This is a genomic window from archaeon (genome assembly GCA_016432545.1).
GTDB lineage: Archaea > Thermoproteota > Nitrososphaeria > Nitrososphaerales > Gagatemarchaeaceae > UBA183.
The window spans coordinates 1,373,048-1,394,898 of sequence record CP066694.1; the positions used below are offsets into that span (position 1 = coordinate 1,373,048).

Annotated in this window: 25 protein-coding genes, 2 tRNA genes and 1 pseudogene; 14 read left to right on the forward strand and 14 right to left on the reverse strand. The window is 61.2% G+C overall.

Annotation, left to right across the window (positions count from 1 at the left end; translation table 11 throughout):
• Positions 1–21: 21 nt before the first annotated feature.
• Genes HY247_07675 through HY247_07685 form a run of 3 tightly spaced genes read left to right on the forward strand, consistent with a single transcriptional unit; the run spans position 22 to position 1,968 of the window.
• The gene (locus tag HY247_07675) at positions 22–855 is read left to right on the forward strand and encodes a sulfite exporter TauE/SafE family protein (GenBank protein QQG48607.1); all 834 of its coding nucleotides are present in this window, start codon (positions 22–24) and stop codon (positions 853–855) included.
• A complete protein-coding gene (locus HY247_07680; GenBank protein QQG48608.1) occupies positions 852–1,226 on the forward strand; it encodes a DUF1634 domain-containing protein in 375 nt (124 codons plus the stop codon). Before HY247_07675 ends, HY247_07680 begins: the two co-directional genes overlap by 4 nt.
• A gap of 40 nt (positions 1,227–1,266) precedes the next feature.
• Positions 1,267–1,968: an HAD-IA family hydrolase gene (locus tag HY247_07685; GenBank protein ID QQG48609.1), complete on the forward strand. Its 702-nt coding sequence runs from the start codon at positions 1,267–1,269 to the stop codon at positions 1,966–1,968.
• A gap of 14 nt (positions 1,969–1,982) precedes the next feature.
• Here HY247_07685 and HY247_07690 read toward each other — a convergent pair whose 3' ends face one another.
• Genes HY247_07690 through HY247_07700 form a run of 3 tightly spaced genes read right to left on the reverse strand, consistent with a single transcriptional unit; the run spans position 1,983 to position 4,944 of the window.
• Positions 1,983–2,807 carry an extradiol ring-cleavage dioxygenase gene (locus HY247_07690; protein ID QQG48610.1) on the reverse strand — a complete coding sequence of 275 codons (825 nt, stop codon included), beginning with the start codon at positions 2,805–2,807 and terminating at the stop codon, positions 1,983–1,985.
• A 25-nt stretch (positions 2,808–2,832) separates the two neighbouring features.
• Complete coding sequence (locus tag HY247_07695) at positions 2,833–3,732, reverse strand: MBL fold metallo-hydrolase (GenBank protein ID QQG48611.1); 900 nt, start codon at positions 3,730–3,732, stop codon at positions 2,833–2,835.
• 9 nt (positions 3,733–3,741) lie between these two features.
• Positions 3,742–4,944 carry an amidohydrolase gene (locus HY247_07700; GenBank protein ID QQG48612.1) on the reverse strand — a complete coding sequence of 401 codons (1,203 nt, stop codon included), beginning with the start codon at positions 4,942–4,944 and terminating at the stop codon, positions 3,742–3,744.
• A gap of 45 nt (positions 4,945–4,989) precedes the next feature.
• On the opposite strand from HY247_07700, the gene HY247_07705 reads away from it, so the two are divergent.
• Positions 4,990–5,610: a DUF429 domain-containing protein gene (locus HY247_07705; protein ID QQG48613.1), complete on the forward strand. Its 621-nt coding sequence runs from the start codon at positions 4,990–4,992 to the stop codon at positions 5,608–5,610.
• A gap of 52 nt (positions 5,611–5,662) precedes the next feature.
• A complete protein-coding gene (locus tag HY247_07710; protein QQG48614.1) occupies positions 5,663–6,250 on the forward strand; it encodes a DUF998 domain-containing protein in 588 nt (195 codons plus the stop codon).
• A 19-nt stretch (positions 6,251–6,269) separates the two neighbouring features.
• Here HY247_07710 and HY247_07715 read toward each other — a convergent pair whose 3' ends face one another.
• From HY247_07715 to HY247_07730, 4 genes are all read right to left on the reverse strand, one after another.
• Positions 6,270–6,794 carry a hypothetical protein gene (locus HY247_07715; protein QQG48615.1) on the reverse strand — a complete coding sequence of 175 codons (525 nt, stop codon included), beginning with the start codon at positions 6,792–6,794 and terminating at the stop codon, positions 6,270–6,272.
• 133 nt (positions 6,795–6,927) lie between these two features.
• A tRNA-Leu gene (locus HY247_07720) sits at positions 6,928–7,045 on the reverse strand.
• Positions 7,046–7,136: 91 nt separating this feature from the next.
• The gene (gene polX, locus HY247_07725; protein QQG48616.1) at positions 7,137–8,825 is read right to left on the reverse strand and encodes a DNA polymerase/3'-5' exonuclease PolX; all 1,689 of its coding nucleotides are present in this window, start codon (positions 8,823–8,825) and stop codon (positions 7,137–7,139) included.
• Between the two features lie 77 nt (positions 8,826–8,902).
• A complete protein-coding gene (locus HY247_07730; protein QQG48617.1) occupies positions 8,903–10,000 on the reverse strand; it encodes an aminopeptidase P family protein in 1,098 nt (365 codons plus the stop codon).
• Positions 10,001–10,059: 59 nt separating this feature from the next.
• Here HY247_07730 and HY247_07735 point away from each other — a divergent pair, with 59 nt between their 5' ends.
• A complete protein-coding gene (locus HY247_07735) occupies positions 10,060–10,905 on the forward strand; it encodes a proline dehydrogenase family protein (GenBank protein QQG48618.1) in 846 nt (281 codons plus the stop codon).
• Positions 10,906–11,006: 101 nt separating this feature from the next.
• The gene (locus HY247_07740) at positions 11,007–11,183 is read left to right on the forward strand and encodes a hypothetical protein (GenBank protein ID QQG48619.1); all 177 of its coding nucleotides are present in this window, start codon (positions 11,007–11,009) and stop codon (positions 11,181–11,183) included.
• A gap of 25 nt (positions 11,184–11,208) precedes the next feature.
• Here HY247_07740 and HY247_07745 read toward each other — a convergent pair whose 3' ends face one another.
• Positions 11,209–11,877, reverse strand: coding sequence for a helix-turn-helix domain-containing protein (locus HY247_07745; GenBank protein QQG48620.1), 669 nt, complete (start codon positions 11,875–11,877; stop codon positions 11,209–11,211).
• Positions 11,878–11,997: 120 nt separating this feature from the next.
• On the opposite strand from HY247_07745, the gene HY247_07750 reads away from it, so the two are divergent.
• Positions 11,998–13,506, forward strand: a complete 1,509-nt coding sequence (locus HY247_07750) for a gamma-glutamyltransferase (GenBank protein QQG48621.1) — start codon at positions 11,998–12,000, stop codon at positions 13,504–13,506.
• Positions 13,507–13,552: 46 nt separating this feature from the next.
• Here the strand turns inward: HY247_07750 and HY247_07755 are convergent, their stop codons facing one another.
• From HY247_07755 to HY247_07780, 6 genes are all read right to left on the reverse strand, one after another.
• On the reverse strand, positions 13,553–14,443 hold the full coding sequence (locus tag HY247_07755) for a hypothetical protein (GenBank protein QQG48622.1): 891 nt from the start codon (positions 14,441–14,443) through the stop codon (positions 13,553–13,555).
• A gap of 319 nt (positions 14,444–14,762) precedes the next feature.
• Positions 14,763–15,098 (reverse strand): hypothetical protein, encoded by a 336-nt coding sequence (locus tag HY247_07760; protein ID QQG48623.1) that lies wholly within the window; start codon positions 15,096–15,098, stop codon positions 14,763–14,765.
• Between the two features lie 95 nt (positions 15,099–15,193).
• The gene (locus tag HY247_07765) at positions 15,194–15,664 is read right to left on the reverse strand and encodes a class I SAM-dependent methyltransferase (GenBank protein QQG48624.1); all 471 of its coding nucleotides are present in this window, start codon (positions 15,662–15,664) and stop codon (positions 15,194–15,196) included.
• Between the two features lie 68 nt (positions 15,665–15,732).
• Positions 15,733–15,838: transfer RNA gene (locus HY247_07770), tRNA-Arg, on the reverse strand.
• A 42-nt stretch (positions 15,839–15,880) separates the two neighbouring features.
• Complete coding sequence (locus HY247_07775; GenBank protein QQG48625.1) at positions 15,881–16,333, reverse strand: alanyl-tRNA editing protein; 453 nt, start codon at positions 16,331–16,333, stop codon at positions 15,881–15,883.
• Positions 16,334–17,344: an NAD(P)/FAD-dependent oxidoreductase gene (locus tag HY247_07780; GenBank protein QQG48626.1), complete on the reverse strand. Its 1,011-nt coding sequence runs from the start codon at positions 17,342–17,344 to the stop codon at positions 16,334–16,336.
• Between the two features lie 198 nt (positions 17,345–17,542).
• Between HY247_07780 and HY247_07785 the strand changes: the two genes are divergently transcribed.
• The 6 genes and pseudogenes from HY247_07785 (at position 17,543) to HY247_07810 (ending at position 21,842) form a co-directional block, all read left to right on the forward strand.
• The gene (locus HY247_07785) at positions 17,543–18,670 is read left to right on the forward strand and encodes a citrate synthase (protein QQG49591.1); all 1,128 of its coding nucleotides are present in this window, start codon (positions 17,543–17,545) and stop codon (positions 18,668–18,670) included.
• On the forward strand, positions 18,667–19,092 hold the full coding sequence (locus HY247_07790; GenBank protein QQG48627.1) for a CBS domain-containing protein: 426 nt from the start codon (positions 18,667–18,669) through the stop codon (positions 19,090–19,092). The genes HY247_07785 and HY247_07790 overlap by 4 nt, the downstream gene beginning before the upstream one ends.
• 71 nt (positions 19,093–19,163) lie before the next feature.
• Positions 19,164–19,535 carry an NADH-quinone oxidoreductase subunit A gene (locus tag HY247_07795; GenBank protein ID QQG48628.1) on the forward strand — a complete coding sequence of 124 codons (372 nt, stop codon included), beginning with the start codon at positions 19,164–19,166 and terminating at the stop codon, positions 19,533–19,535.
• A 71-nt stretch (positions 19,536–19,606) separates the two neighbouring features.
• Positions 19,607–19,870: pseudogene (locus tag HY247_07800) on the forward strand (NADH-quinone oxidoreductase subunit B).
• Between the two features lie 873 nt (positions 19,871–20,743).
• A complete protein-coding gene (locus HY247_07805; protein QQG49592.1) occupies positions 20,744–21,262 on the forward strand; it encodes a hypothetical protein in 519 nt (172 codons plus the stop codon).
• Between the two features lie 91 nt (positions 21,263–21,353).
• A complete protein-coding gene (locus tag HY247_07810; protein QQG48629.1) occupies positions 21,354–21,842 on the forward strand; it encodes an NADH-quinone oxidoreductase subunit C in 489 nt (162 codons plus the stop codon).
• Positions 21,843–21,851: the final 9 nt, after the last annotated feature.

The following is a 21,851-nucleotide window of genomic DNA, read 5'->3' on the forward strand; positions in this document are numbered from 1 at the left end:
AAGTTCGTGGTGTGTGCCGACTTGATCGGTCTCGCCGAAGCCCTGCTCTTCGCAGTGGCGGCCGGGCTGATCGGGTCCATACTCGGCCTGGGCGGCGCCATGATCCTCACGCCGGTGCTTGTCTACTTCGGGGTCCCGATAAAGTACGCAATAGCTGCGAGCATGGTGGCGATCATCGCCACCTCCAGCGGCTCTGCTTCCTCCTACGTTCGCGACGGCCTCTCGAACGTCAGGGCCGCCTTCTTCCTCGAGCTCTTCACCTCTGTGGGGGCGATAGTAGGCGCGGTCATAACCACCCTCGTCGCGCCTGCCTCCTTCCTCTACTTCCTCTTCGCGGGCTTCCTCGCGACCTCGTTCTATGGACTGACCGGCCGCGTCAGGAGCCCTCCCGCCGGCCCTACGACCCAGGACGCGCTGTCCCAGTCCCTCAGCCTTGAGGGATCCTACCCCGACCGCGCTTCAGGCCAGGAGGTCCAGTACAAGCTGTCACGGCCGCTCCTGGCGGGGCCGGCAATGTTCGTAGCAGGCCTCGCAGCAGGGATGCTCGGGATCGGCGGAGGCGCCTTCAAGACAGCCGTCCAGGAGCTGATAATGGGCATGCCTTCCAAGGTCGCCACGGCCACGAGCAACTTCATGATCGGGATGACCGCTCTGGCAGGGGCCTCGGTGTACTTCTCATCGGGCCTCATCTACCTAGACTTGGCCGCCCCCCTCGCCATAGGGACGACCATCGGGGCCTTCGTCGGAGCGAGGTTCCTTCCCCGGCTCGAGGACAAGGCATTGCGGGTCCTGTTCCTCGTCGTGCTCGCGGTGTTGATGGTGGAGATGGTCTACAAGGGGCTCTCCCCTGCATGATCCACTCCTCTTCCCTACAGGTTGGTATCGGCTGGATCCTTCGAGTGGGGGTCATAGCGAGCCTTGTCCTCGAGTCCGCGGGCCTTCTCCTGCGCTACGCCCAGACCGGCGACGCTTCCATCTCACTCACTCCCTACTGGCTGGCGAACAGCGGCAACTTCTTCGCCTTCCTCCAGTCGGCCCTCTCCTCCCTAGGAGGAGGTCTGACCTCGATTTCACTCATCGAGCTGGGCCTCGCAGTGCTGGTCCTGACCCCTTACGCACGGATGCTCGCCGCGCTCGTCTACTACTCCCTCGAGCGGGACCGGAAGTACGTCGCAATCACCTTCACAGTCTTCCTAATCATCAACCTCGGACTCTTCCTGTTGTAGCAGTGAAACGATTTAGGACGCTCCGAGAAGCGCTCCTTCAGTGAGAACAAGAGTAGTCTTCTTCGACCTTGGCGGGACGCTCCTCGTCATGAGGAGGGACAAGATCTTCTCCCGGGTCCTCTCCGCCTCAGGATTTACCGTCCCCCTTGAGTCCGTCCACAGAGCCTACGTGGGAAACGAGCCCTGGTGGCTCTCAAGGTACGGGAACCGCGAACTCACCCCTGATCAGACCGAGGAAGCCTACCGGGAGAAGGACGCGATGGTCTTCGCCGCACTATTCCCCGAAGAGCGGAAGGAGAAGGCGATAGAAGTCTCCAAGCTCGCACGCTCCATGTGGCCCCAACTCGAGAAGGACATCCCGCTCGAACTCTACCCAGATGCAGAGCCAGTCATGGAGGAGCTGGTCAACGACGGATATTCAGTCGGCCTGGTCTCCAACGCTCCGCCGGACACCTCCAAAGTGGTAGAGTCTCTTGGCTTGGACAGGTACGCCTCGACCGTGGTCATCTCTGGGTTAGTCGGATGCTCGAAGCCGAGCCCGGAAATCTTCCGGATAGCGTTGCGCCGGGCCGGCTTCTCTCCCGAGGAGGCCGTGCATGTCGGTGACGTCTACGAAGCAGACGTGGTCGGAGCGCGGAGCGCAGGCATGCTGGGGGTTTTGATAGACCGAGACGATACGCAGTCGGGGCTCGAGTGTCCGAGAATCAGGTCGCTTCTCGACGTCTACAGACACCTCGAGTGATGGGTCTAGCGCCCTCAAGTCGGAGAGTAGGTTGCGCAGAGGAGCCCGAAGTAGGAGGGAACTTGATACGAGATGAGCTCTCCAACCATCGGGACCACCGACTGAGCGCCTGCGAGCATCGCCATCTGCCATAGACTGTCCGGCTTGGCCTCCTCTACGAGGCTTGCAGGTATCTTCAACAGATCTCCCAGTCTGTTCCTTTTTACCAAGTCTACGACCAGAGCGTCGTACTCGGCCGCCCTCTCGCTGAACCCGTAAGGGCCATCCTTGCTGTGCGCATGGGCCTGGTCTGCGCTCGCGACGAAGGCGACCCTCCCCCTCGACTTCTGGACCACCCTGGCGAGGGCGGCTCCGAACTGGAAGTTGAGCCTCAGAGAGATGCCCCTCGACGGCGTGACCACGAGCACTCTCGGCTTTGGCCTCGCACCCCTCATGAAAAACCACAGGGGGATCAAGGTGCCCCAGTCCATCGCAAGGTTGGAGAGAGGACCTTCAAGCCCTCCATAGTTGGCACCGACGACCGGGAGACCAGCCCTTTCACCCTCTTCAATCACTTTCAATCCAAGCTCAACGTCGCACTTCGCTTTCAGCGCGACGCGCGCCTCGCCTTCCCTGACCTCACCCGAAGTGTTCTCTGAGACGACCACCCCGATGTGTTTGAGCAGTCTCAGGTTGTGCGGGCTGGCCAGCACGATGGTGCTCGGCCTGGCCCTCTTCATCCTCTCCGCAAGCTCCCGCATTCCCCTGCGGGTCTCCGCGAAGAGCCTCGCCTTGTCTCCCGCCAGAGCCGGTATGACTTCTCCCCCGTGGGGAGCTATGCATCCATAGACGAGGGTCATGTCTATCGAGTGTCTCTCGTGATATTCAAGGATTCTTTTCGAGATAGTGTAGTATCCCCATCGCGGACGCCCTGATAGAGACCTGCGCGTACACAGGCAAGGCGGTCCCCTCTTTCGCTGCGACCTCCTCCTCGAGTTCCTTCGCCACCTCTTCCAGCTCAGCGCCTTGCGAATTCAGCTTCCTCACCTTGCCTACCCACTCCTCCACGAGCCTCCGAGTCTCTCCGATGACCCACGCGGGGTCGTCCCTCACCCCGAAGTGGGGCACGAGGAGCTTGACTGGGTTCATTCTCGAGAGGGACTCGAGCGAGGAAGAGAGCCTCGGAGGGTCGAAGCTCGCCGGCGGGGTTGTGGGGATCAGCGAGCGGAACCCGGGATAGATGATGCCCACCGCGTCCGCGGTCGCCACCAACCCTGTCCCCTCTAACAGCACCGAGACCTGGTGCGGAGCGTGCCCCGGGGTGTAGACGACCCTCGCCCAGAGCCCCTCGCCGAGGTCTATGCGGCGCTCCTGCCCGACCGAAGTGACCCTCTCCGCGGGGATCGGGTCCGGGGAACCGTACAGAGCCATGATTGCAGGTCCGAAGACCCTCGTCGCGCTCTCCATCAGCCGGGCAGGGTCTACCAGGTGGGGGACCCCCCGCTCGTGGGCGACGACCTCCGCCTTGGGCATCGACTTCAACAGCCTCCCGGCCGCGCCCGCATGGTCCAAGTGTACATGGGTGGGGATGAGGTACCTGATCTCCTCCGCTGCGACACCTGCCTCCTCAAGGCCGGCGAGCACTGCCTGGTACGAAGAAGCGTACCCGCAGTCGATCAGCGTCGGGTTCGGGCCCTTGACGAGGTAAGCTGCTACTGTGCCCGGGACGCCCAGCGCGTGGGTGTCCAGAAGGTAGACCCTATCGGCGACCCTGGTCGCGTACAAACCCCGCGCCTACGCGGGGCCCTTTGGGTTCCCGAACTCGTACGCCAGCGTCGCCAGGGAGGCGGTCCCGAGCTTCAAGACGTCCTCGTCGACCTTGAACTTCGAGCTGTGGTTCGGGTAGACGCATCCCTTTGCCGGGTTGTCCGTTCCCAGGAAATAGAACGTCCCCGGAGCCTTCTGAAGGAACCTCGAGAAGTCCTCTCCTCCCAGGATCGCTTCTATCTTCTTGACCTTCGTCCCCGGGATCTTCTTCAGGACGCGGACGGCCAATTCCGTCGCCTTGGGGTCGTTGACGGTGACCGGGTAGGCGTCCTTCTCGAACTCGACCTCGGCGGTCGCACCGAACGCTGCCGTCACGCGCTTTGCTACCTCCTCCACCTTCGTCTTTGCCCTCTTCCTCGTAGCCTCGTCGAGGGTCCTGATGGTGCCGTCGAGGGTGGCCACGTCCGGTATGATGTTCTCCTTGGTCCCGGAGTGCACCGCCCCGATCGAGATGACGAATGGCCTCACCGGGTCGATCATCCTCGAGGAGACGCCCTGCAGCGCAAGTATGACGTGGGCGGCGACGTAGATCGGGTCGATGGTCTCATGAGGCGCAGAGCCGTGCCCGCCCCTCCCCACGATCTTCACCCTGAACGTGTCCGGAGCAGCTGCGATCGCCCCCTCCCTGAGCCCGAACTCCCCAGACTTCCTCTCGCTGTCGATGTGCAGCCCGAAGACGAAATCGACCTTGGGGTCCCTCATCACCCCGTCCTCGATCATCGGCTTCGCCCCTCCGCGCCCTCCGTGTTCCTCGGCCGGCTGGAACATGAACTTGACAGTCCCGTACAGGTCCTTCCTATGCCCGGCGAGAATCTTCGCCGCTCCGAGCAGCATCGCCACGTGCGTGTCGTGCCCGCATGCGTGCATCACTCCCTTCTCCTTGGACCTGAACTCCACGTCAGCAAGCTCCTCGAGCGGGAGCGCATCCATGTCCGCCCTTAGTGCAACGACTCTTCCCTTCTTCCCCCCCTTCAGAATCCCGAGGACGCCCGTCCCACCGACTCCACGCCTAACCTCTATTCCCATCGAGTCCAGCATCTCGGCGACGAGCTTCGCCGTCTCCTTCTCCTGATATGCCAGCTCCGGCCTCTGGTGAACGGTCCTCCTCGTCTTGATTATCTCAGGCTCGATCCTCTTCGCGTCCGCGAGGAAGTCCACGGTGGCGCCCACCGACCGTCGCTCATAAAAGCTCTCATTTCCTCGAGTTGAACCGACATGAGGACCCCCGTCGTAGTGGGACTCGACCTGGCCGGGAGCGAACGGCGCGACACCGGCTTCTGCTCGATGGACTCCGCGATGCGATGCACGACGAAGGTCCTTCACTCCGACGGAGAAATCATGGCCTCCACCCTCGCGGCAAGACCGAAGGTCGTGAGCATCGACGCGCCGCTCTTCCTCCCGAAGGGGCGCCTAAGCCTCGACGTGAAGGGCCCTCCGCATTTCAGGGAGTGCGACAAGGAACTCCTCAGGATGCACATCAAATTCTTCCCCATATCGCTGGGCCCGATGCGGATGCTGACCAAGCGGGGGATGGCGCTACGGGCCCAACTCGAAGGAGCTGGCCTGGAGGTGGTCGAGAGCTTCCCGGGGGCCATCCAGGACCTGCTAGGCATGCCGCGCAAGCAGGCGGGCCTTGAGAAGCTGTCGCGGGCGCTGAAGCGATATGGCATCGGGTTCTCCTCTCGCACTTCGAGGACCCACGACGAGCTAGATGCCGTCACCTCGGCCCTGGTCGGCCTGATGTACCTCAAGGGCGAGTACCGTGCGATCGGCGACCCGGAAGAGGGTCTGATGATACTGCCCGCGACTGGTTCTGACCGCGAACAAGTCGTATGAACATCCCTCGATTGGGCTCAACCTTTTAGCCGAACCTTCCCTTCGCTCCGCTATGGCGCTGTCGGACGCGGCCAAAACCGGCGCCGCGATCTTCGTCGGGGCAGTCCAGTTTGGCATCTTCCTGGTAGTCGCCGAGGCGCTCTACCCGGAATACAGCGTGTACGGCAACGCAATCAGCGACCTGGGGGCCAACTGTACGGACGGAGTTTGTGTCATACAGCCCTCCTCTTCACTGGTGTTCGAAGCATCGGTGATAATTCTCGGCCTGCTCGTAATCACTGGAGCATACTACTTCATGCGGGCCTTCAAGTGGAAGCCCGGCGCAGCAATCGTCGGGATCGCCGGGCTCGGGGCCGTCGGCGTAGGCCTCTTCCCAGAGACGACTGGGGCGGTCCACGGCATCTTCTCCCTGATCACGTTCCTCTTCGCAGGCCTCTCGGCGCTCGTCGTCGCACGATTCCAAAGGAAGCCGATGTTCTACTTCTCCATCATCCTTGGATCTCTGACGCTGGTGGCCCTCCTGCTCTACGCAAGCAAGCTCTACCTGGGCCTCGGTCAGGGCGGAATGGAGCGGATGGTCGCGTACCCCGCCCTCCTCTGGGCCGTCGGGTTCGGCGGCCACCTGATGAACCTGGACTGAGCGGCGAGGGCTCAGGGCTCTACGCGCCCGGCGTGGAGTAGGGCGTGACCAGAAGGAACGCCTTGTACGAATGGCTCTTGTTCAGATACTCGACGAGGATGCCTGCCGATGGGTCCGTATGCGCCGACGTAGCAGGCGCATAGTTGAGGCCCCCGATGGACTCGGTCGCAATCTCCTGTGCGCCGCCCGGGAACGTCATCCTGAACCTGATGAAAGCTCCAAGTGCGCTCGAGTTGGAGGTGGTTGTCACTGTCCCGGTCGGACAGACCGAGTCGGTCACAGAACAGAGCGTCTGGAACTTGACCCCCACGAACGTAATCGACGTGTTCTTGATGTAGGTGAAGCCCTCCTGCTGGAAGACCATCAGGTCCGAAACCTCTTCTGCAAAGTAGAGCGTCCCCGCGACCTCGATGTAGAACTGTTTCTCTCCCTGCGTCGAAGTCGTTGGCCCCCGGCCAGGGATCCAAGCCTCCCAATAGTATGCGGCTACGGCCCCGGCTACAAGGACTATGACCACGGCGGCGGCCACAAGGTTGTACTTCAAATTGGCAAAGTCGAGCATGCTGGCGCTTTTAACGGTGTGGTTTCACCTGCATTAGAGTTGCGGCAAACGCGCATCTTGTGACGCTCCTCCGAATGTTCGACGAGTAGCCCTACCCTCCCTGCGCAAACGAGAGTGCGGGGGGTGGGATTCGAACCCACGGACCCCTAAGGGATAGGATTTCTTAGGAACTGCGCTTAAGTCCCACGCGTCCAATGCTCAGAGCATATTTGACCAGGCTCTGCAACCCCCGCGGGAACTGGGACCACCCATCTCAACAAAAGCATTTCGACAGCTATCTCCTGTATCGCTCTGGATGAGTGTCTCTTGTCTATCCACCAATGGCTATGCGACTGCGTTCAACAGCGCTCTGAGGCTCCCTGTGTTCATTACGTCCTTCGCTTCGACCCATCCCCTCCTCGCAGTCAACACGCCGTACGCGACGTTGTCCAGCTCTCCGACTGAGTGGGCGTCCGAGTCTATGACTAGGGGGACTCCCGCCTCGACTGCCCTCCTGGCCCACACCTCGTCGAGGTCCAGCCTCTCAGGCTGCCCGTCCACCTCCAGCCACTTCCCGTTCTCCTTCGCGGTCTTGATCACCTTCTCTAGGTCGAGAGGGTTGCCCTCCCTCCTTCCGATCAGCCGGTTTGTCGGGTGGCACATGAAATTCACCTCCGGATTCGAGAGCGCCCTCACCGCCCTCTCGGTGAGCTTCTCCCCGCTCTGCCTGAAGTTCTGATGGAGGGAAGCGCCCACCACGTCGAACTCCTCCAAGAACTTCCGCTCAAAGTCCAGGCTTCCGTCGCTCTTGATCTCCACCTCGACCGCCTTCAGGACCCTGAAAGGAGACAGCTCATCGTTCAGTTTCTCGATCTCCTTCCACTCCCTCCTGAACCTCTCCTCTGAGAGCCCGTTCGCGACCCTGACCGAGACCGAGTGATCAGTAATCGCCGCGTACTCATACCCCCTTTCCTTCGCCCCCCTTGCCATCTCCTCAAGGCTCGCGGACCCGTCGCTCCAGGTCGTGTGCATCTGCAGGTCTCCCCTGAGCTCCTCGTGCTTCACGAGCCTCGGGAGGTTCTTTTCTCTCGCGGCGTCGATTTCACCTCTGTCTTCCCTCAACTCGGGCGGGACAAACTCGAGCCCCAGCTTCTGATAGACCTCCTCCTCGGTCCTGCCAGCGAGCTTCTCCCCCTTCTTCCCATACAGCCCGTACTCGTTCAACTTCCAACCCTTCCCGACCGCCAGGCTCCTCAGGGCGATGTTGTGGTCCTTCGACCCTGTGAAGTAGAGCAGTGCGGCACCGAACTCACCTGTCCCGAAGACCCTGACGTCCACCTGGACGCCGCCCTCGAGCTTCACACTAGCCCTCCTTCCGCCGCTCTCCAGGACCTGAGCGACTCCTGGGCACTTCACGAGCGCGGCGATGGCCTTCTTGTCCGTGGCTAGCAGGTCAAGGTCTCCTACCGTGCTCTTCCCTCTCCTCAGGCTCCCGGCCATCCCGACCTCGATCCCGAGCGCACCGAAGTACGACTTCATCTTCTGAAAGACTCCCTCCGCCTCGGGCAGGAGCAGTTTCTTCTCGAAGCTCTTGAACCGGCTAATCCCGACTAGGATCGAGTCCCTGACGGAGGGGCCGAACTCGCCGTCCAGCCTGCCGTCCTTGAGCGCCGCCTCGAGCTCGGCCACGCTTTTGATCCCGAGGTCATGGGAGAGTTTGTACGCCGTTCTCGGCCCGACCCCCTGGATCTTCATGAGGGCCGGGACGCCCGGGGGCGTCTTCTCGGAGAGCTGCTCCAGCAACCTCACCTTGCCGGTGGTCAGATATTCATCAGTCTTCCTCGCTATACCTTCCCCGACATACTTGACCTCCTCCAGGCGCTTGTCCCTCCAGACCGCCTCGATGTCCTCCTCCAGGTTCCTGATGCTTGTCGCCGCCCTTCTGTAGGCGATCACCTTGAACCTGTCCTCCCCGTTGGCTTCGACCAGCTCAGCGAGCCTGTCGAGGAGCTCCGCGACGTCCTGATTCCTCAAGCATCATCCCTTGAAGCTCTGACAGTCTTAAAGCCCAACACGCCGCAAGTCGGTCTGGCCTCCCTGGTGGTGGGTGACTAGCTCCACCAGCCGAATTCTTTGGGCGTGTCAGTGATCGCCACGCCATCTCCACCTTCGACGAGAACGTCATCCTCGATCCTCACCCCCAGCTTCCCTCTGATGTACGCGCCTGGCTCGACAGTGAAGCACATCCCTTCTCCAAGCTTCTCCTTCCCTCCCTCAACAATGTACGGGGCCTCGTGCACCTCCAGGCCCAGGCCGTGGCCCGTCCTGTGGATGAAGTACCGCCCCAGTCCCGCCTTCTCGAGTGTCCCCCTCGCGGCCCCGTCGACGGCCCCGACCCTTGTCCCCGCACCCGCTTTCTTGATGCCCTTCTCCTCCGCCTCCAGGACCCTCTCGTAGACCCTCTCGACCTCCGGCGCCTTCCCTACGCAAATCGTCCTCGTGATGTCGGCGTAGTACCCCTCGAAGGTCGCCCCCACGTCGAAGATCACCCCTTCGCCCTTCCTCACCTTCCTCGAGGACGGCAGCGAATGGGGGTCTGCAGCCCTCGGCCCCGACTGGACCAGCATCGCGTCTACCTTCGTCGCGCCATGTTCGTAGATCAGCTCCGTCGCCGACTTCCCAACCTCAATCTCCGACCTGCCCTCCCTTAGGATGCCTGGAAACTCTTCGAAGGAGTCGCTCAGGATCCTCCCTGCCTTCTTCAGGAGCCTGACCTCTTCTGGGTCTTTGACCTCCCGGAGGCCCTGCAGGATCGGCTCCGCATCCTCGAACTTCGTTCTCGTCCTCTTCATCACCTTGCTCAGGAACAGGAACGGGACCTTCCCCTCGACCCCCCACTTTCCCTTCATCTCGACATCTGCGAGAGCCTTTCCGATGGCCCCGGCCGATCCCTGTGAATCGGTCCAGGAGTGTATCTTCATTGGCATCTCGCAGTCCCTGTAGGGCCCTGCCTCCAGCTCTGGGGCTATCAGCCTCGCCTCGCCCTCCGAGGGCACGAGCAGCATGAACGGCCTTTCCAGAAGGAGCGAGTCGACCCCGGTGAAGTACCTCAGATTCGGGCCTGGGACGACCACGACCCCGTCGAGCCCGGACCTCTCTAATTCAGCCCTTAGCCTCGAGGCTCTCGAACCGCTCATGCTCTTGTTCATCTCGCGCCTCCCGGTCGGGACATACCGTTAAAATCCTCTTCCCGAGGCGGAAAACCGACTTGGGACTGAAGGAGCTAGTACTCCTGAGGCTGGCCAGACGCTGGATTTCAGGGGTCGACTTCGAGTCGGCGATCAAGGACGCCAAGAAGGCAAACTCCCGGGGCCTAGGCGTGATTGTCAATTTTCTAGGCGAAGAGATCAAGGACCCCTCGACCGCCGACCTCCACGCGGCCGAGTACGCGAGACTCCAGGACGCCATGGCAGCGGAAGGGATCAAGGGCGCCCCTTCTGTGAAGCTGACCCAGCTTGGCCTGCTCTCCGGCGAAGCTCAAGCCTCGGCCCGCCTCGAGAGGCTCATCCAGAACTCCGAGCGCCATGGGCAGTGGCTCTGGATGGACATGGAAGGGTCTCCCTTCACCGACCAGACCATCTCGGTCTACCTCCGGGCGCTCGAGGCGCACAAGAACCTCGGGGTCGCCCTCCAGGCCTACATGAGGCGCAGTCCCGACGACCTCAAGGCCCTCCTGGACAAGGGCGGAAAGGTACGACTGGTCAAAGGGGCCTACAGAGAGGACTCTTCCAAGGTGTACAAGACGAGGGCTGAGGTCCGAGAGAACTACCGCAAGCTCATGTCCGAGCTCTTCGAACGGGGACAGAGCTTCGCAATCGGGACCCACGACTCAGTGCTGATCAACGAAGCCAGGAGACTGGCAGACTCGAGCCACGCGGACTTCGAGTTCGAGATGCTAAAGGGCATACGAGACGAGCTGAAGGGCGAGCTGGTCAGGTCGGGCTACAAGGTCTCCGAGTACCTCCCCTACGGAGACCAATGGTACGCCTACTCGAAGCGCCGGATGTCGGAGCACCCGAGCAACATCTGGCTCCTCCTCAGGTCCCTGGTCTGACCGCCCTGTGGGTAGCCGGCCTTGATTAACGGCTCAACTACAATAGACCCCGCTCGCAAAATACCGTTAGGGCACAAATTCATTTCAAGAGGTCAATAAAAATGACCGATTACCAAAAGGGCCAGATCTGGGGTGCCCTGCGCAAGGCCTGGAAGGGATACAGGATCGCGAAGGTCCAGGGCGACAATGCCCGAATGAAGGAATACGCGACCCGCATCAAGACCCTCCAGGGACAGCTTGGCGTTCCTCAGGCTAGCTTTCCGAACATAGGATTGTAGAGGAGCACCGCTCCTCTATCCCTTTTTACTCCGAGGCCCCGAGGTCCTTCTCTATCTCTTCCAGGATGCTGCCGACGACCTGCTGCTGCAGGCCCAGCGATGCCGACATGTCGCCGATTCCGTCTCTCTGCTCCCTCATCAGATACCTCAGGACCCTCTTCCTGTCCGAACTGGCCAGCGTAGTAGTCAGCTTCGCTGCCTCCTTGAGCGCGAGAGCCCTCAAGTAAAGTAGGACCGCCCTCTCCTCCTCCATCTCCGTGAGCTTCCTGTCGACTTCGGCCACGACCCTCGTCAGGGGCCTCAGCCTCGAAGCCTCGTCAGGATAGCGGAACGCATCGCTCGCCTGAGCCATCAGCTGCGCGTGCTCCTCGTGCTCGTCCACGCCGGGGACGGCTCCGAAAGAGAAGACTCTCGCCCTGAACAGGTTGGGCGCGAGGTCTATCGTGACTGAGAGGCTCTTCCTGAGCATGTACTCCTTCCTCTGCGGCCCGCGGGGACTGTCCTCCAGGAGAGTGCTGACCAGGCCCGCCTCCTCCATGTTCCCGAGGTGCTTCGCAACGAGCTGCTGACTGATCGCCAGCTCCTTCGACAGCTGGAGCTGATAGTTGGGCCTCTGGCTCAGCCTGGCGATGATCCTCCTTCTTACCGGATTCTCTACTGTACCCAGGACGGAGTCAAGCTCTGACTGGCTCATTCTTGGTTCACTTGAGACCGAAAAGAAGTCGATTCTTCTATAAATAGATTCCCGAGATGATACAATCTCGCCCGCGTCTCGACCTATCCTTCATATCCCCCATGAGCGCGGAGCCTCGCAATGGCCTTCGGCAAGGTCGCGGTCGCTCCGCATGCGGCGGTCGCAAGCGAACAACCCCTGGCGACCTTGGCTGGGTACGACGTCCTCCGCGCGGGCGGGAACGCTTTCGACGCCGCGGTGGCCACCAGCTTCTCCCTCGCCGTTACCTTCCACCCCGCAGGCGGCCTGGGCGGAGACTTCTTCGCGATGGCGTACGAAGCCAAGGCAGGCAAGATCCACTGCCTCAACTCCAGCGGCTGGTCGCCGTCGGGCCTGACTCTCGACCTCGTCCGCGCGAAGGGAGGCGGCCAGGTCCCCCAGTTCGGGCCTCTGACCTGCTCAATCCCTGCCTTCGTCGCCGGCGTCCACGAGATGCACCGGAAGCTCGGCCGCTCGGAATTCAAGGGTCTCCTCTCCGCCCCGACCGACTACGCCCTCAAGGGCTTCCCCGCCGGAGAAGGAATCTGCAGGTCGGTCGCCGGAGCCTACCTAGAGCTCTCCCCTCAGGCGAGGGCGGTCTTCGCCCCCTCCGGCTCTCCCCCCACGCCCGGGGAGTGGATCAGGCAGGAGGAGCTCGGGAAGGTCCTCTCCTCGGTCGCAGAGCGGGGCCCCGACGGCTTCTACTCCGGTCCCGCCGCTGACGCGATACGTTCCATCCTCGAGTCGCTCGGGGTCCCGACGGATGCCTCTGACTTTACGGAGTTCGAGCCCGAATGGGTCTCTCCTCTGACTCTGGACTACAGGGGAACGAAGGTCTACGAGCACCCTCCGAACAGCATGGGGGCCACTTCTCTCCTGATCCTCAAGCTCCTCTCGGAGTCTGAGATGCCTGCCTCGGGGGCCCTTTCTAGCAGGCGCATAGAGCTCACCATGGAGGCTGCCCTCGCGGCCTATGGGCGCAGGGACGAAATGCTCGGAGACCCTCGGTCGGGCGAGATCGACATGGCGGGGTTCATGGCAGGAAGGGCCTCCTCCGAGATTCCCGGGAGCAGGATCAGGTCTGGCGACACGACCGCGTTCTCCGTCGCGGACGCAGAAGGGAACATAGTCTCAGGGATTCAGAGCCTCTTCAACCACTTCGGCTCCAGGGTCTTCGTGCCCGAGTGCGGGGTCATGCTCAACAACAGGGGCTCAGGCTTCAGGACATCGGGCCCCAACGCTGTTGCACCCAGAAAGCGGGCCCTGAACACGCTCTCCTCAGTCATCCTGGAGAAGGACGCCACGCCCTTCCTCTCGATCGGCACCTCGGGCGGGGACTGGAGGCCGATGCAGCACGCACTCTTCGTCACGAACGCTGTGGACTACTCCATGTCGGCCGACGCCAACGTCGTCCATCCGCGCTTCCTCTGGGGAGGTGGGCGCTCCCTCATCGTAGAGGAAGGGTACGAGCTCCCAGAAGCCGGGAAGTTCGACATAAACCCCCAGCCACACCCAGGAAGGACAGGCGTCTGCCAGGCCATTGAAGTAAGGGCCAGGTTCCGGAAGGCAGTCTGCGACGTCAGGGGTGACGGCGTACCCGCTGGCTTCTGAGACACGGCGAAAAACAGGGGCGGAGGGCCCAGAGGGCCCTTCTGTGCTAGGTTGTGGTAGTCGTCGTTGTGGAGTTTGTGGACGAAGTCGCCGTCGACGTGGAGTTGGTCACCGACGTGGTCGAAGTGACCACGGTGGTGGAATTCGTGGTCGCCAGGCTCGTCACCGCCGAGGACGTGGAGCTCACCGTGTGCGTCACCACAGTGACGTGGAGGACTGGGGAGAGAACCGGCACCTTGCCATTGCTGATGTGGATGCCGCTCGGGACCAGGTCGAACTTCAGATCCGTGCTCCCGTTCGGGGAGATTGTGAAGTGGACTGGAACCATCAACTTCCCGTTCGCGACCACCTTGAGCACGCTCGAGTTGCCGCTCGTCCAGAATGCCTCAGCGCCCGAGACGTTCAAGATGATCCCCACGACTTCGCCAGCCGGGGCGTTTACAGTGCCGAGCAGGATCCCGTCCCCATGGAGCGAAGTGACGTTCACATTGGTCCCCACGCTGGGCGGGACTACGAAGGTGAACCTGTTCTCCGTCCCGCTCTGAGTCGAATTGGACGAGGCCGTGCTCGATGTCGAGTTTGTAACGGTAGTAGAGGTCGATGTCACGTTCGTACTGGTCGATGTGCTAGAGACAGTGGTAACGGTCGTCGAGGTCGTGGTTGTCGAGTCGGTCTGATTCTCGCCGGTCGCGTACTTCAGTATCACGCTTGTGACGTTGATCAGCAGGTACCTTAGGGTCGCGTTCGAGTGCGGAGTGTCGGCCAGGTAGAACCTGAGGGAGCCCGTTCCTGGGCTTCCGAGCGAGGTTGTGCTAGAAGTTCCTCCCGGAGTAGTCGAGCCGCCGTTGATTGTAGGAAGGTAGACAGTGTAGGTGTATGCCGACAACCCGAGGGTCGCAAGCAGAACCACCACTGAAATCGTAACCGCCTTGTTCATCCCGCCTATTCCCAGGGCATTGGAGTTAAGACAACACTATTGAACGGGCGTTTCAGCCCCGCCTAGCAATCTTAACCCTCCCAAAGCCCCGTTCCTAGACCGGTTTGATCTTCGAAACCAGCTCTGCCTCGGTCTGGACCACTTCGGGGTGGTGCTGCTTCAGGTGCATGGTCACATGGAGCTTGACGTCTTCCATGCCTTGAGGGGAGAAGATCGTCCAGCCACAAGGACAAGAGGTCATGTGGGCCATTGGATCGGGAGTTCGGACCGCGTCATATTAAGCCGAGGGGGTCCGTCCGGGTGAAGGAGGTGTACCTCCCTACGAGGACACGATCAGCGTCGTTGCGCTGGTCCACAGTAGGAGCGTGCCTAGAATGACGAGGAACGCAGCAATCAGTGTCAGACGCTTCTTCCCGCCTTCGCCCCTCTTGATCAGCGCGATTACAGACACTATCAGGGCGAACTCGAGGGTCAGCAGTTCGAGCTCAAGGAGAGTCTTCAGCCAGACGCTTTGCAGTACCAGGGACGTGGTCCCGAGCGTCGTGAGCAGCGTCAGCATCGTGGCTGCCGCAGTCGCCAACGCAGCCGCGACGAGATTGTAATTAGCCTCGTGCGAAGTGAGCTCGGCCTCGGAAGAGGCTTCGGATTTGGTCAACGTCGAGTCCCATCCCCTCTGACTGTCAATAATAAGCGGGCTCTCGCGCGGCGCCTGACATCTCTTCAGACTGAGTGCCTCCCTCAGGGCCTTACTTACATGACGTAGAGGTAGATGGGGTGCGACTTCTTCCACCCTTTGGGCGTTACTTCGATTTCGCGTGCGGGAGTCCAACCTGGAATCTGGTAGTCGAAATTCACAATCCTGGCCCCGGGCCTGAGTTCCTTCAAGAACTTCGGCGCCATCAAGTTCAGGATGTAGCTGGACAGGTAAAGCGCGAGGACATCCGCCTTCCTCAAGCTCACCTTCTTGAAGTTCCTGCGAGATATCGTGACTCGGTCGGAGAGTCCCAACTCCCTCGCCCTCCTTCTGCATTCTTCCACCAGGCGCTTCCGCGTCTCAACTCCGACCACCTTGGCTCGAAAGTCTCTGGCCGCCGTGATCACCATCCTGCCGTCGCCCGACCCCAGGTCGAACACCACCTCGTCAGGCTTCACGGACGCAAGGGCGAGCATCTTCGGTATGATGTCCTGAGGGGTTGGGATGTACGGCTCGGTGTAGTTCAACCAGAACAAGGAGCGCCTCTGCCTTAGATAAGGTTCAGTATGGAAGGACGACGCTTCAGATGCTTCAGCGGGCCCGGTGGGATTTGAACCCACGGCCTACAGCTCTCGCCCGAGGAGCTAGGAGGCTGCCGCGCTGTCCGTATTCCGCTCCGGATGGATCTGCGCTACGGGCCCAGCCTAGGCCCGCCGGGAGGGGGAATAATACCTATCCTCGAATCACTCGACGAGGTCAAACTCCACCTCAACCTCTCCCTTCGCGTTCCTGTACCTCGCAGCGCCCAATCGCACCCGTCCCACCGCAGCTGTGCTGTCCACATGCTTCTCGTTGCAGCAGTTGACGTTCCAGTCAGGAATCCTCACCAGTCTCAACATCGTGATCCCCTCGGGCACCGGGAATTCGTCATAGATCTGCTCCCCAAAGTGCATCTGCGCCTCTTCCCTCTCCATCTCGAACTCAACGACCTCGACCCCCTCGTCCACCTTCCTGTTGGCCGCCTCCTCCACCCTCTCCATCTCCTCGGGGCTCGGCTTCCTGTCGAACCTGACCGTCAGCCTGCCGTGACTCCCCGAGACGTACACCGAAGTGGTCAGGGTCGCCCCCAAGACCTTCTGGACCGCGCCCTTCACTACGTGCAGGGCAGTGTGCGTCCTCTCCTCTTCCGAGCTCAACTACAGCCTCGTCGCGATCTTGAAGAAGTCCGAGAGGCGGGTCTCCAGGCCGTATCTCCTCTCGTTCCCTCTCATGTACAGGAAGATGGAGAGCAGAGTCGGCCACATCGACATCAGGCTGAACCTGTCCTCGACCTTCGCCCTGATGAACCTGTACACTTTCGAGTAGACCTCGAACTTCTCCAGGACTGCCCTCCTGTATTCCTCCCTGTTCCCGAGGTGCTCCACAAACAGGTTGACGCACTGCATGCTCGGGATGATCCCTTCCCCCAGCATCGGATAGACCGTCCCTATGCTCTCTCCTACTCCTATCGCCTTCCCGTCAAAGAAGGGCTCGCAATACTTCGGAGGCGTAACCCTGACCGGCCTCCCTATCTTTCTGACCACCTCGCACTTGTACTTCCTCACGAACTCGTCCAGCTCGCCCCTGTACCTCCCCCTGAGGTCCCCCGCCCCCACGTGCGCCGTCCCGTCACCCAACGGAAAAAACCACCAGTAGCCAGAAAGCCCGGGGTACGGCTTGATCACAAAGTCGTCGTACGGCAGCTCCTTTGACTTGACTTGGTACTCGAGCGACGGTATCACCAGGTCGTCCTCGACCTTCGGCAGCAGGGCCCTCTGGAGCCCGGTCGCGTCCACCACCATGTCGAAGCCGTCGAACCTCTCACCCACTCCCTTGACCTGTTCACCCCAGTGGACCTCCTTCCCCTCGAGCATGTCGTGCGTCAGCCTGTGCTTGTCGTACGTGACCAGTCCCTTGAGCTTGATCTCCAACTCCTCGTCCCCCAAGTCCACGCGCATCTTCGTCCCCCTGTGCAGGACGTAGTCTCCGAAGTTGAACCCCGCCTCTTTGACCAAGTCGGAGATGAACGGCTCGCTGGTCCCCCAGGCGCAGACTGTGTACCAGTTCTTCTGAGCCCTCATCTCGAAGGCCTCCACCTTGTGCTCGGCCGGCATCCTGTTGAGCAAGTAAGCCCCGGCTACGCCCGTTCCGACGACCGCGACTTTCATTCTGAGCGGAGCCTCTCTCAGGAGTATGTATGTCTATTTCGCGGTGAGCTCTCGTCTCAAGTCACGAACCAACCTAAATAAACTGAGTATACCAGGGTTACCGAGATGTCCAAGGTGGTCAAAGTCTCCGAGGAGACCCATTCGAAGCTCGCCAGCATGGCAAAGTGGGGCGAGTCGATGGACCAGGTCATCCACCGCATGACCCTCCAGACAAAGGGCCTCGAGGACGTGGTCGCCGGACAGAGCTCCATCTGCTTCATCGACGGGCAGGAGGGGCGCCTCCTCTACAGGGGATTCGACATCGAGGACCTCGCCGGTCGCTCGAACTACGAAGAGACCGCCTACCTCCTGTGGAACGGACACCTTCCCACCTCGCCTGAGCTGCGGACCTTCACTTCCGAGCTTTCATCCAAGCGTCCTATCCCGAGGGAGGTCTCCCAGATCCTCACCACGCTTCCGCGGAACTGCGACGCAATGGACGCCCTGCGCGTCGGGGTCGCCGCCTTGGGGATATTCGACGACCCGATGTACACCCAGCACGAGCGCGCGATGTCCATCGCTTCAAAGGTCGGAACGGTCGTCGCTGCAATCCACCGCCACAAGCACGACCAGGACATCATACCTCCCCGCGACGACCTGAGCTTCTCCTCGAACTTCCTCTACATGGTCACCGGCGAGGAGCCGAGCGCGGCCGACGCCCGCCTGATGGATGTCCTCCTGATCCTCCACGCTGACCACGAGCTGAACGCCTCAACCTTCACCGCACGCGTCATCGCCTCCACCCTCTCCGACGTCTACTCGGCCGTAACCGGGGCCGTCGGGGCTCTCAAGGGTCCCCTCCACGGCGGGGCCAACGAGAAGGTCGTCGAGATGACAGCTGAAATCGGGACCCCCGACAAGGCAGAGGCGTACGTCTCCTCCAAGCTCGGGTCCAAGCAGAAGATCACCGGCTTTGGGCACCGGGTCTACAAGACGATGGACCCCCGCGCGAAGATCCTGAAGGACATGGCGCACAGGTTCACGAAGACCGAGAAGGAGAAGGAGGCCCTCCAGATCCTTGAGAAGGTCGAGTCGATGATGAAGGCCGAAAAGCACCTTTACCCCAACGTCGACCTGTACTCTGGGCTGGCGCTCAACCACATCGGAGTCCCCTCCTACCTCTTCACCCCCGTCTTCGCCGTCGGCAGGGCCCCCGGGTGGCTCGCGCACGTCCTCGAACAGTACGCCGACAATCGTATCATCCGCCCCAGGGCCGAGTACATCGGTCCCCCGCGCTCGAGATATGTCCCAATCGATAAGCGGACCGCAGCGGAGGCCAAGCATTGAGGGTCGAGGCTCTCATCCGCAGGAGCCCCGTCACGATCAGCGCGAGCGCGACCATCCGCCAGGCCGCCGAAGTCTTCGCCCGGGAGAAGATCGGACTTCTCGTGGTCGCCTCCACCGTAAGCCCGGTCAAGGCCGAGGCTGTGATCTCTGAGCGCGACGTGGTCCGCGCGGTCGCCAAAGGGACCCCGTTGTCCGCCCAGCTCGAAGGGATCTCCACGAAGAAGCTCGTAAGCGTCAAGCGCTCCGACCAGCCCTCTAAGGCGGTGCGGCTCATGATGGAGATGGGCATCCGCCACCTGGTAGTCGAGAACGACGACGGGACACTGTTCGGGGTGCTCTCCATCCGAGACTTCTTCCGCGAAAACAAACTCCTCCAGGCCTTTCTGAAGGACGAGGCCGAGGAGGTCCACGGCATAGACTAGTCGGGCCGACCTTTTCATCCGGAAATCATCACCAATCTTAAATAGCGTGAGACGCTCGCTTTTTTCCAGAGATGCCTCTCTTCGGGGACATCGGCACCGTCTTCCTGATGGGCCTAGTAGGAGTCGTGTTCACCCTCCCTGTAGTCCTCCTGCCTCGCCTCTTCGCCCCCCGCCGCCCCAATCCGATCAAGAACGCTCCCTTCGAGTGCGGCCAGGTCCCGGTCGGAGCCGGCAAGATGCACTACATGATGCAATACTACGCCTACCTCCTGATCTTCATAGTCTTCGACGTCCTCTCGATGTTCCTCTACGCCTGGGCCGCAGCCTACAAGCCCCTCGCCCTCGGCCTCACCTCGAGCTGGCTCGTTACGCTCTTCATTGGAATGCTCTTCGTCCCCATGGGCTTCGCCCTTGTGCTGGCGGGGAGGCGCGAGCTTTGGTAGAAAAGTCCGGGTCCTTCCAGGCTCTGGTCGGGAAGGTCAACGACATTCTCCAGTACTCAGTCGGCGACCCGATGCGCTACCTCGCCAACTGGGGCAGGCTCTATTCGCTGTGGCCCGTACACCTTGAAACGGCCTGTTGCTCGGTTGAGGTAGGAGCTGCAGCGGGTTCGCGCTTCGATTTCGAGCGCTTCGGGGCTCTCGAGGCATTCGGGTCCCTGCGCCAGTGCGACCTCCTGATCGTCATGGGTACGGTCACCCGCAAGCTCGCCCCGAGGCTCAAATTGATTTACGATCAGATGGCCGAACCTAAGTGGGTGATAGCGATGGGAGCATGCCTCCGCGGCGACTCTCTGGTGTACACTACGGACGGGCCCAGGAGGATAGACGAAATCAGAGCGGGCGAGTCTGTCTACTCCTACGACGAAGCGTCGAGGCGCCCAGCACTTTCGAAGGTACTCGCAACCAAACTAAACGGGGTCAAGGACGTCTTCCGACTCCGGGCGGGTTCGTACGAGGTCGCCGCAACCGCAGACCATCAATTCGCAGTCTACGCCAAAACTGTTAGCAGAAAGTGGATCTCTCACACTCAAGCCGCTTTGTTGACGGAAGAAGGTTTCACCCTGGCTGAATCTGCCGCATTGTTCGGGGTCTCTACCGAGACTCTGGCCCGCTGGAGAAGCAATCCCCCCAAGGAGTTTGGCATGGACCTGATCTGGAAGTCATTGAGCGAGATTCAAGAGGGCGACCTAGTTGCAACCTTCTCTGAGCCGGTCCAGCCGGCAACGCTCCCGATAGGCTACGTCCACTCTGGAAAGCTCCGAAATGCTGTAACCCTTCCTACTTCAATGAACGACGATTTGGCTTGGCTCACTGGGGTCTATCTAGGAGACGGGTGGAACACGGGCAGTAGGGTGGGCTACTCCGTACTCCCGCGAGACAAGATCAGGCAGGCACTGGAAGAGACCATCCAGAGGACCTTCGGTCTCGCTCCGTCGAAGTGGAAGCAGGTCTCCATCGAGTCCGCCGCCGTCAGCGGGATGATGACCCAGTCTCTGAATCTGCACGGTGATGTATACTCGAAGCGCATACCCTCCTGGGTCTTTGTGGCACCGATGAGCCAGGTGCTAAGCGTGATTGCCGGAATGGTCGAGTCCGATGGCAACCAGAGTCCTTACGGCTTCGCGCAGGTCAGCTCGGCAAATGAGCAAATGATGCGCGACCTAGTGGAACTCTGCCACTATCGGGGGATACACGTGGGCGGTATTTTCGTGAAGCACAAAGAGAACGTGCTCGAGGGGAGGCTACTAAAGTCCACCGAGTACATCGTAAGTTTCCCCAAGAGTGTAGTTTCCACCCTTCCACTCCGGACGCGCACAGTACCCGTAACTAAGACTAGAGAATACGATGGAAAGTCGCACCTTAAGACGAACCACGAGGGAATCGGCCTAAGCAGGGTCACATCGGTCTTTCCGCGAGGCAAGGAGCCTGTGTACGACATCGAAGTTCAAGGGAACCACAACTTCTTCGCCAACGGACAGCTGGTCCACAACTGCGCCATCACAGGCGGGCTTTACTTCGACTCTTACAACGTCCTCCGAGGCATCGACGACGTGATCCCAGTCGACGTCTACATCCCCGGATGTCCGCCGCGCGCCGAGGCACTCCTCCAAGGGATAGTCCTCCTCCAGGAGAAGATCCGCAGACTTCCGACCCTAAGCGGCACGTGACCCTGACTTGAGTCAGGCGAAGCCTACCCCGGCACCCGCTGCCAGCCCCGGTGCTCCGGCTCCCTCCGCCCCAGCCAAGGCCCCGACGCCGATGCCCCCGGCCCCGCCCAAGCCCGAGCCAGTGCGTGCCAAGGACCTGGCCTCAAAGATTGTCGCAAAGTTCCCGGCCACAAAGGTCGACTGGATGAGGGAGCGACGCCTCAAAGTCACTACGACTTCGGACAAGATCAAGGAACTCTCCCTTTTCGCCCGCGATTCCCTCGGCTTCGACCACATCAGCACAGTCAGCGGTGTCGACTGGATCGGAAAGAACGAGCTCGAAGTGGTCTACTTCGTCGGCTCCCTCCAGGTCGGCTGGACGGACTTCGTCCTCTGCCTCGCCGAGCGAATCCCACGCGACAACCCCGTCGTCCCCACCCTCATCGACATCTGGGTCGGCGTAGACTACAACGAGAGAGAGACGCACGAGATGTTCGGGATAAACTTCCAAGGGCACCCCAACCAGTCGCACCTGTTCCTCCCCGAGGACTGGAACGACCTACCTCCTCTTCGCAAGGACTATATCTCGCCGGGGCGATGAATTGACAGT

Coding starts and splice junctions, on each gene's coding strand:
- HY247_07705 (QQG48613.1), top strand. CDS start 4,990: ATGAGGACCCCCGTCGTAGTGGGACTCGACCTGGCCGGGAGCGAACGG.
- HY247_07740 (QQG48619.1), top strand. CDS start 11,007: ATGACCGATTACCAAAAGGGCCAGATCTGGGGTGCCCTGCGCAAGGCC.
- HY247_07785 (QQG49591.1), top strand. CDS start 17,543: ATGACCCTCCAGACAAAGGGCCTCGAGGACGTGGTCGCCGGACAGAGC.
- HY247_07680 (QQG48608.1), top strand. CDS start 852: ATGATCCACTCCTCTTCCCTACAGGTTGGTATCGGCTGGATCCTTCGA.
- HY247_07795 (QQG48628.1), top strand. CDS start 19,164: ATGCCTCTCTTCGGGGACATCGGCACCGTCTTCCTGATGGGCCTAGTA.
- HY247_07755 (QQG48622.1), bottom strand. CDS start 14,443: ATGAACAAGGCGGTTACGATTTCAGTGGTGGTTCTGCTTGCGACCCTC.
- HY247_07805 (QQG49592.1), top strand. CDS start 20,744: ATGATGCGCGACCTAGTGGAACTCTGCCACTATCGGGGGATACACGTG.
- HY247_07750 (QQG48621.1), top strand. CDS start 11,998: ATGGCCTTCGGCAAGGTCGCGGTCGCTCCGCATGCGGCGGTCGCAAGC.
- HY247_07780 (QQG48626.1), bottom strand. CDS start 17,344: ATGAAAGTCGCGGTCGTCGGAACGGGCGTAGCCGGGGCTTACTTGCTC.
- HY247_07745 (QQG48620.1), bottom strand. CDS start 11,877: ATGAGCCAGTCAGAGCTTGACTCCGTCCTGGGTACAGTAGAGAATCCG.
- HY247_07730 (QQG48617.1), bottom strand. CDS start 10,000: ATGAACAAGAGCATGAGCGGTTCGAGAGCCTCGAGGCTAAGGGCTGAA.
- HY247_07710 (QQG48614.1), top strand. CDS start 5,663: ATGGCGCTGTCGGACGCGGCCAAAACCGGCGCCGCGATCTTCGTCGGG.
- HY247_07690 (QQG48610.1), bottom strand. CDS start 2,807: ATGACCCTCGTCTATGGATGCATAGCTCCCCACGGGGGAGAAGTCATA.
- HY247_07810 (QQG48629.1), top strand. CDS start 21,354: ATGCCCCCGGCCCCGCCCAAGCCCGAGCCAGTGCGTGCCAAGGACCTG.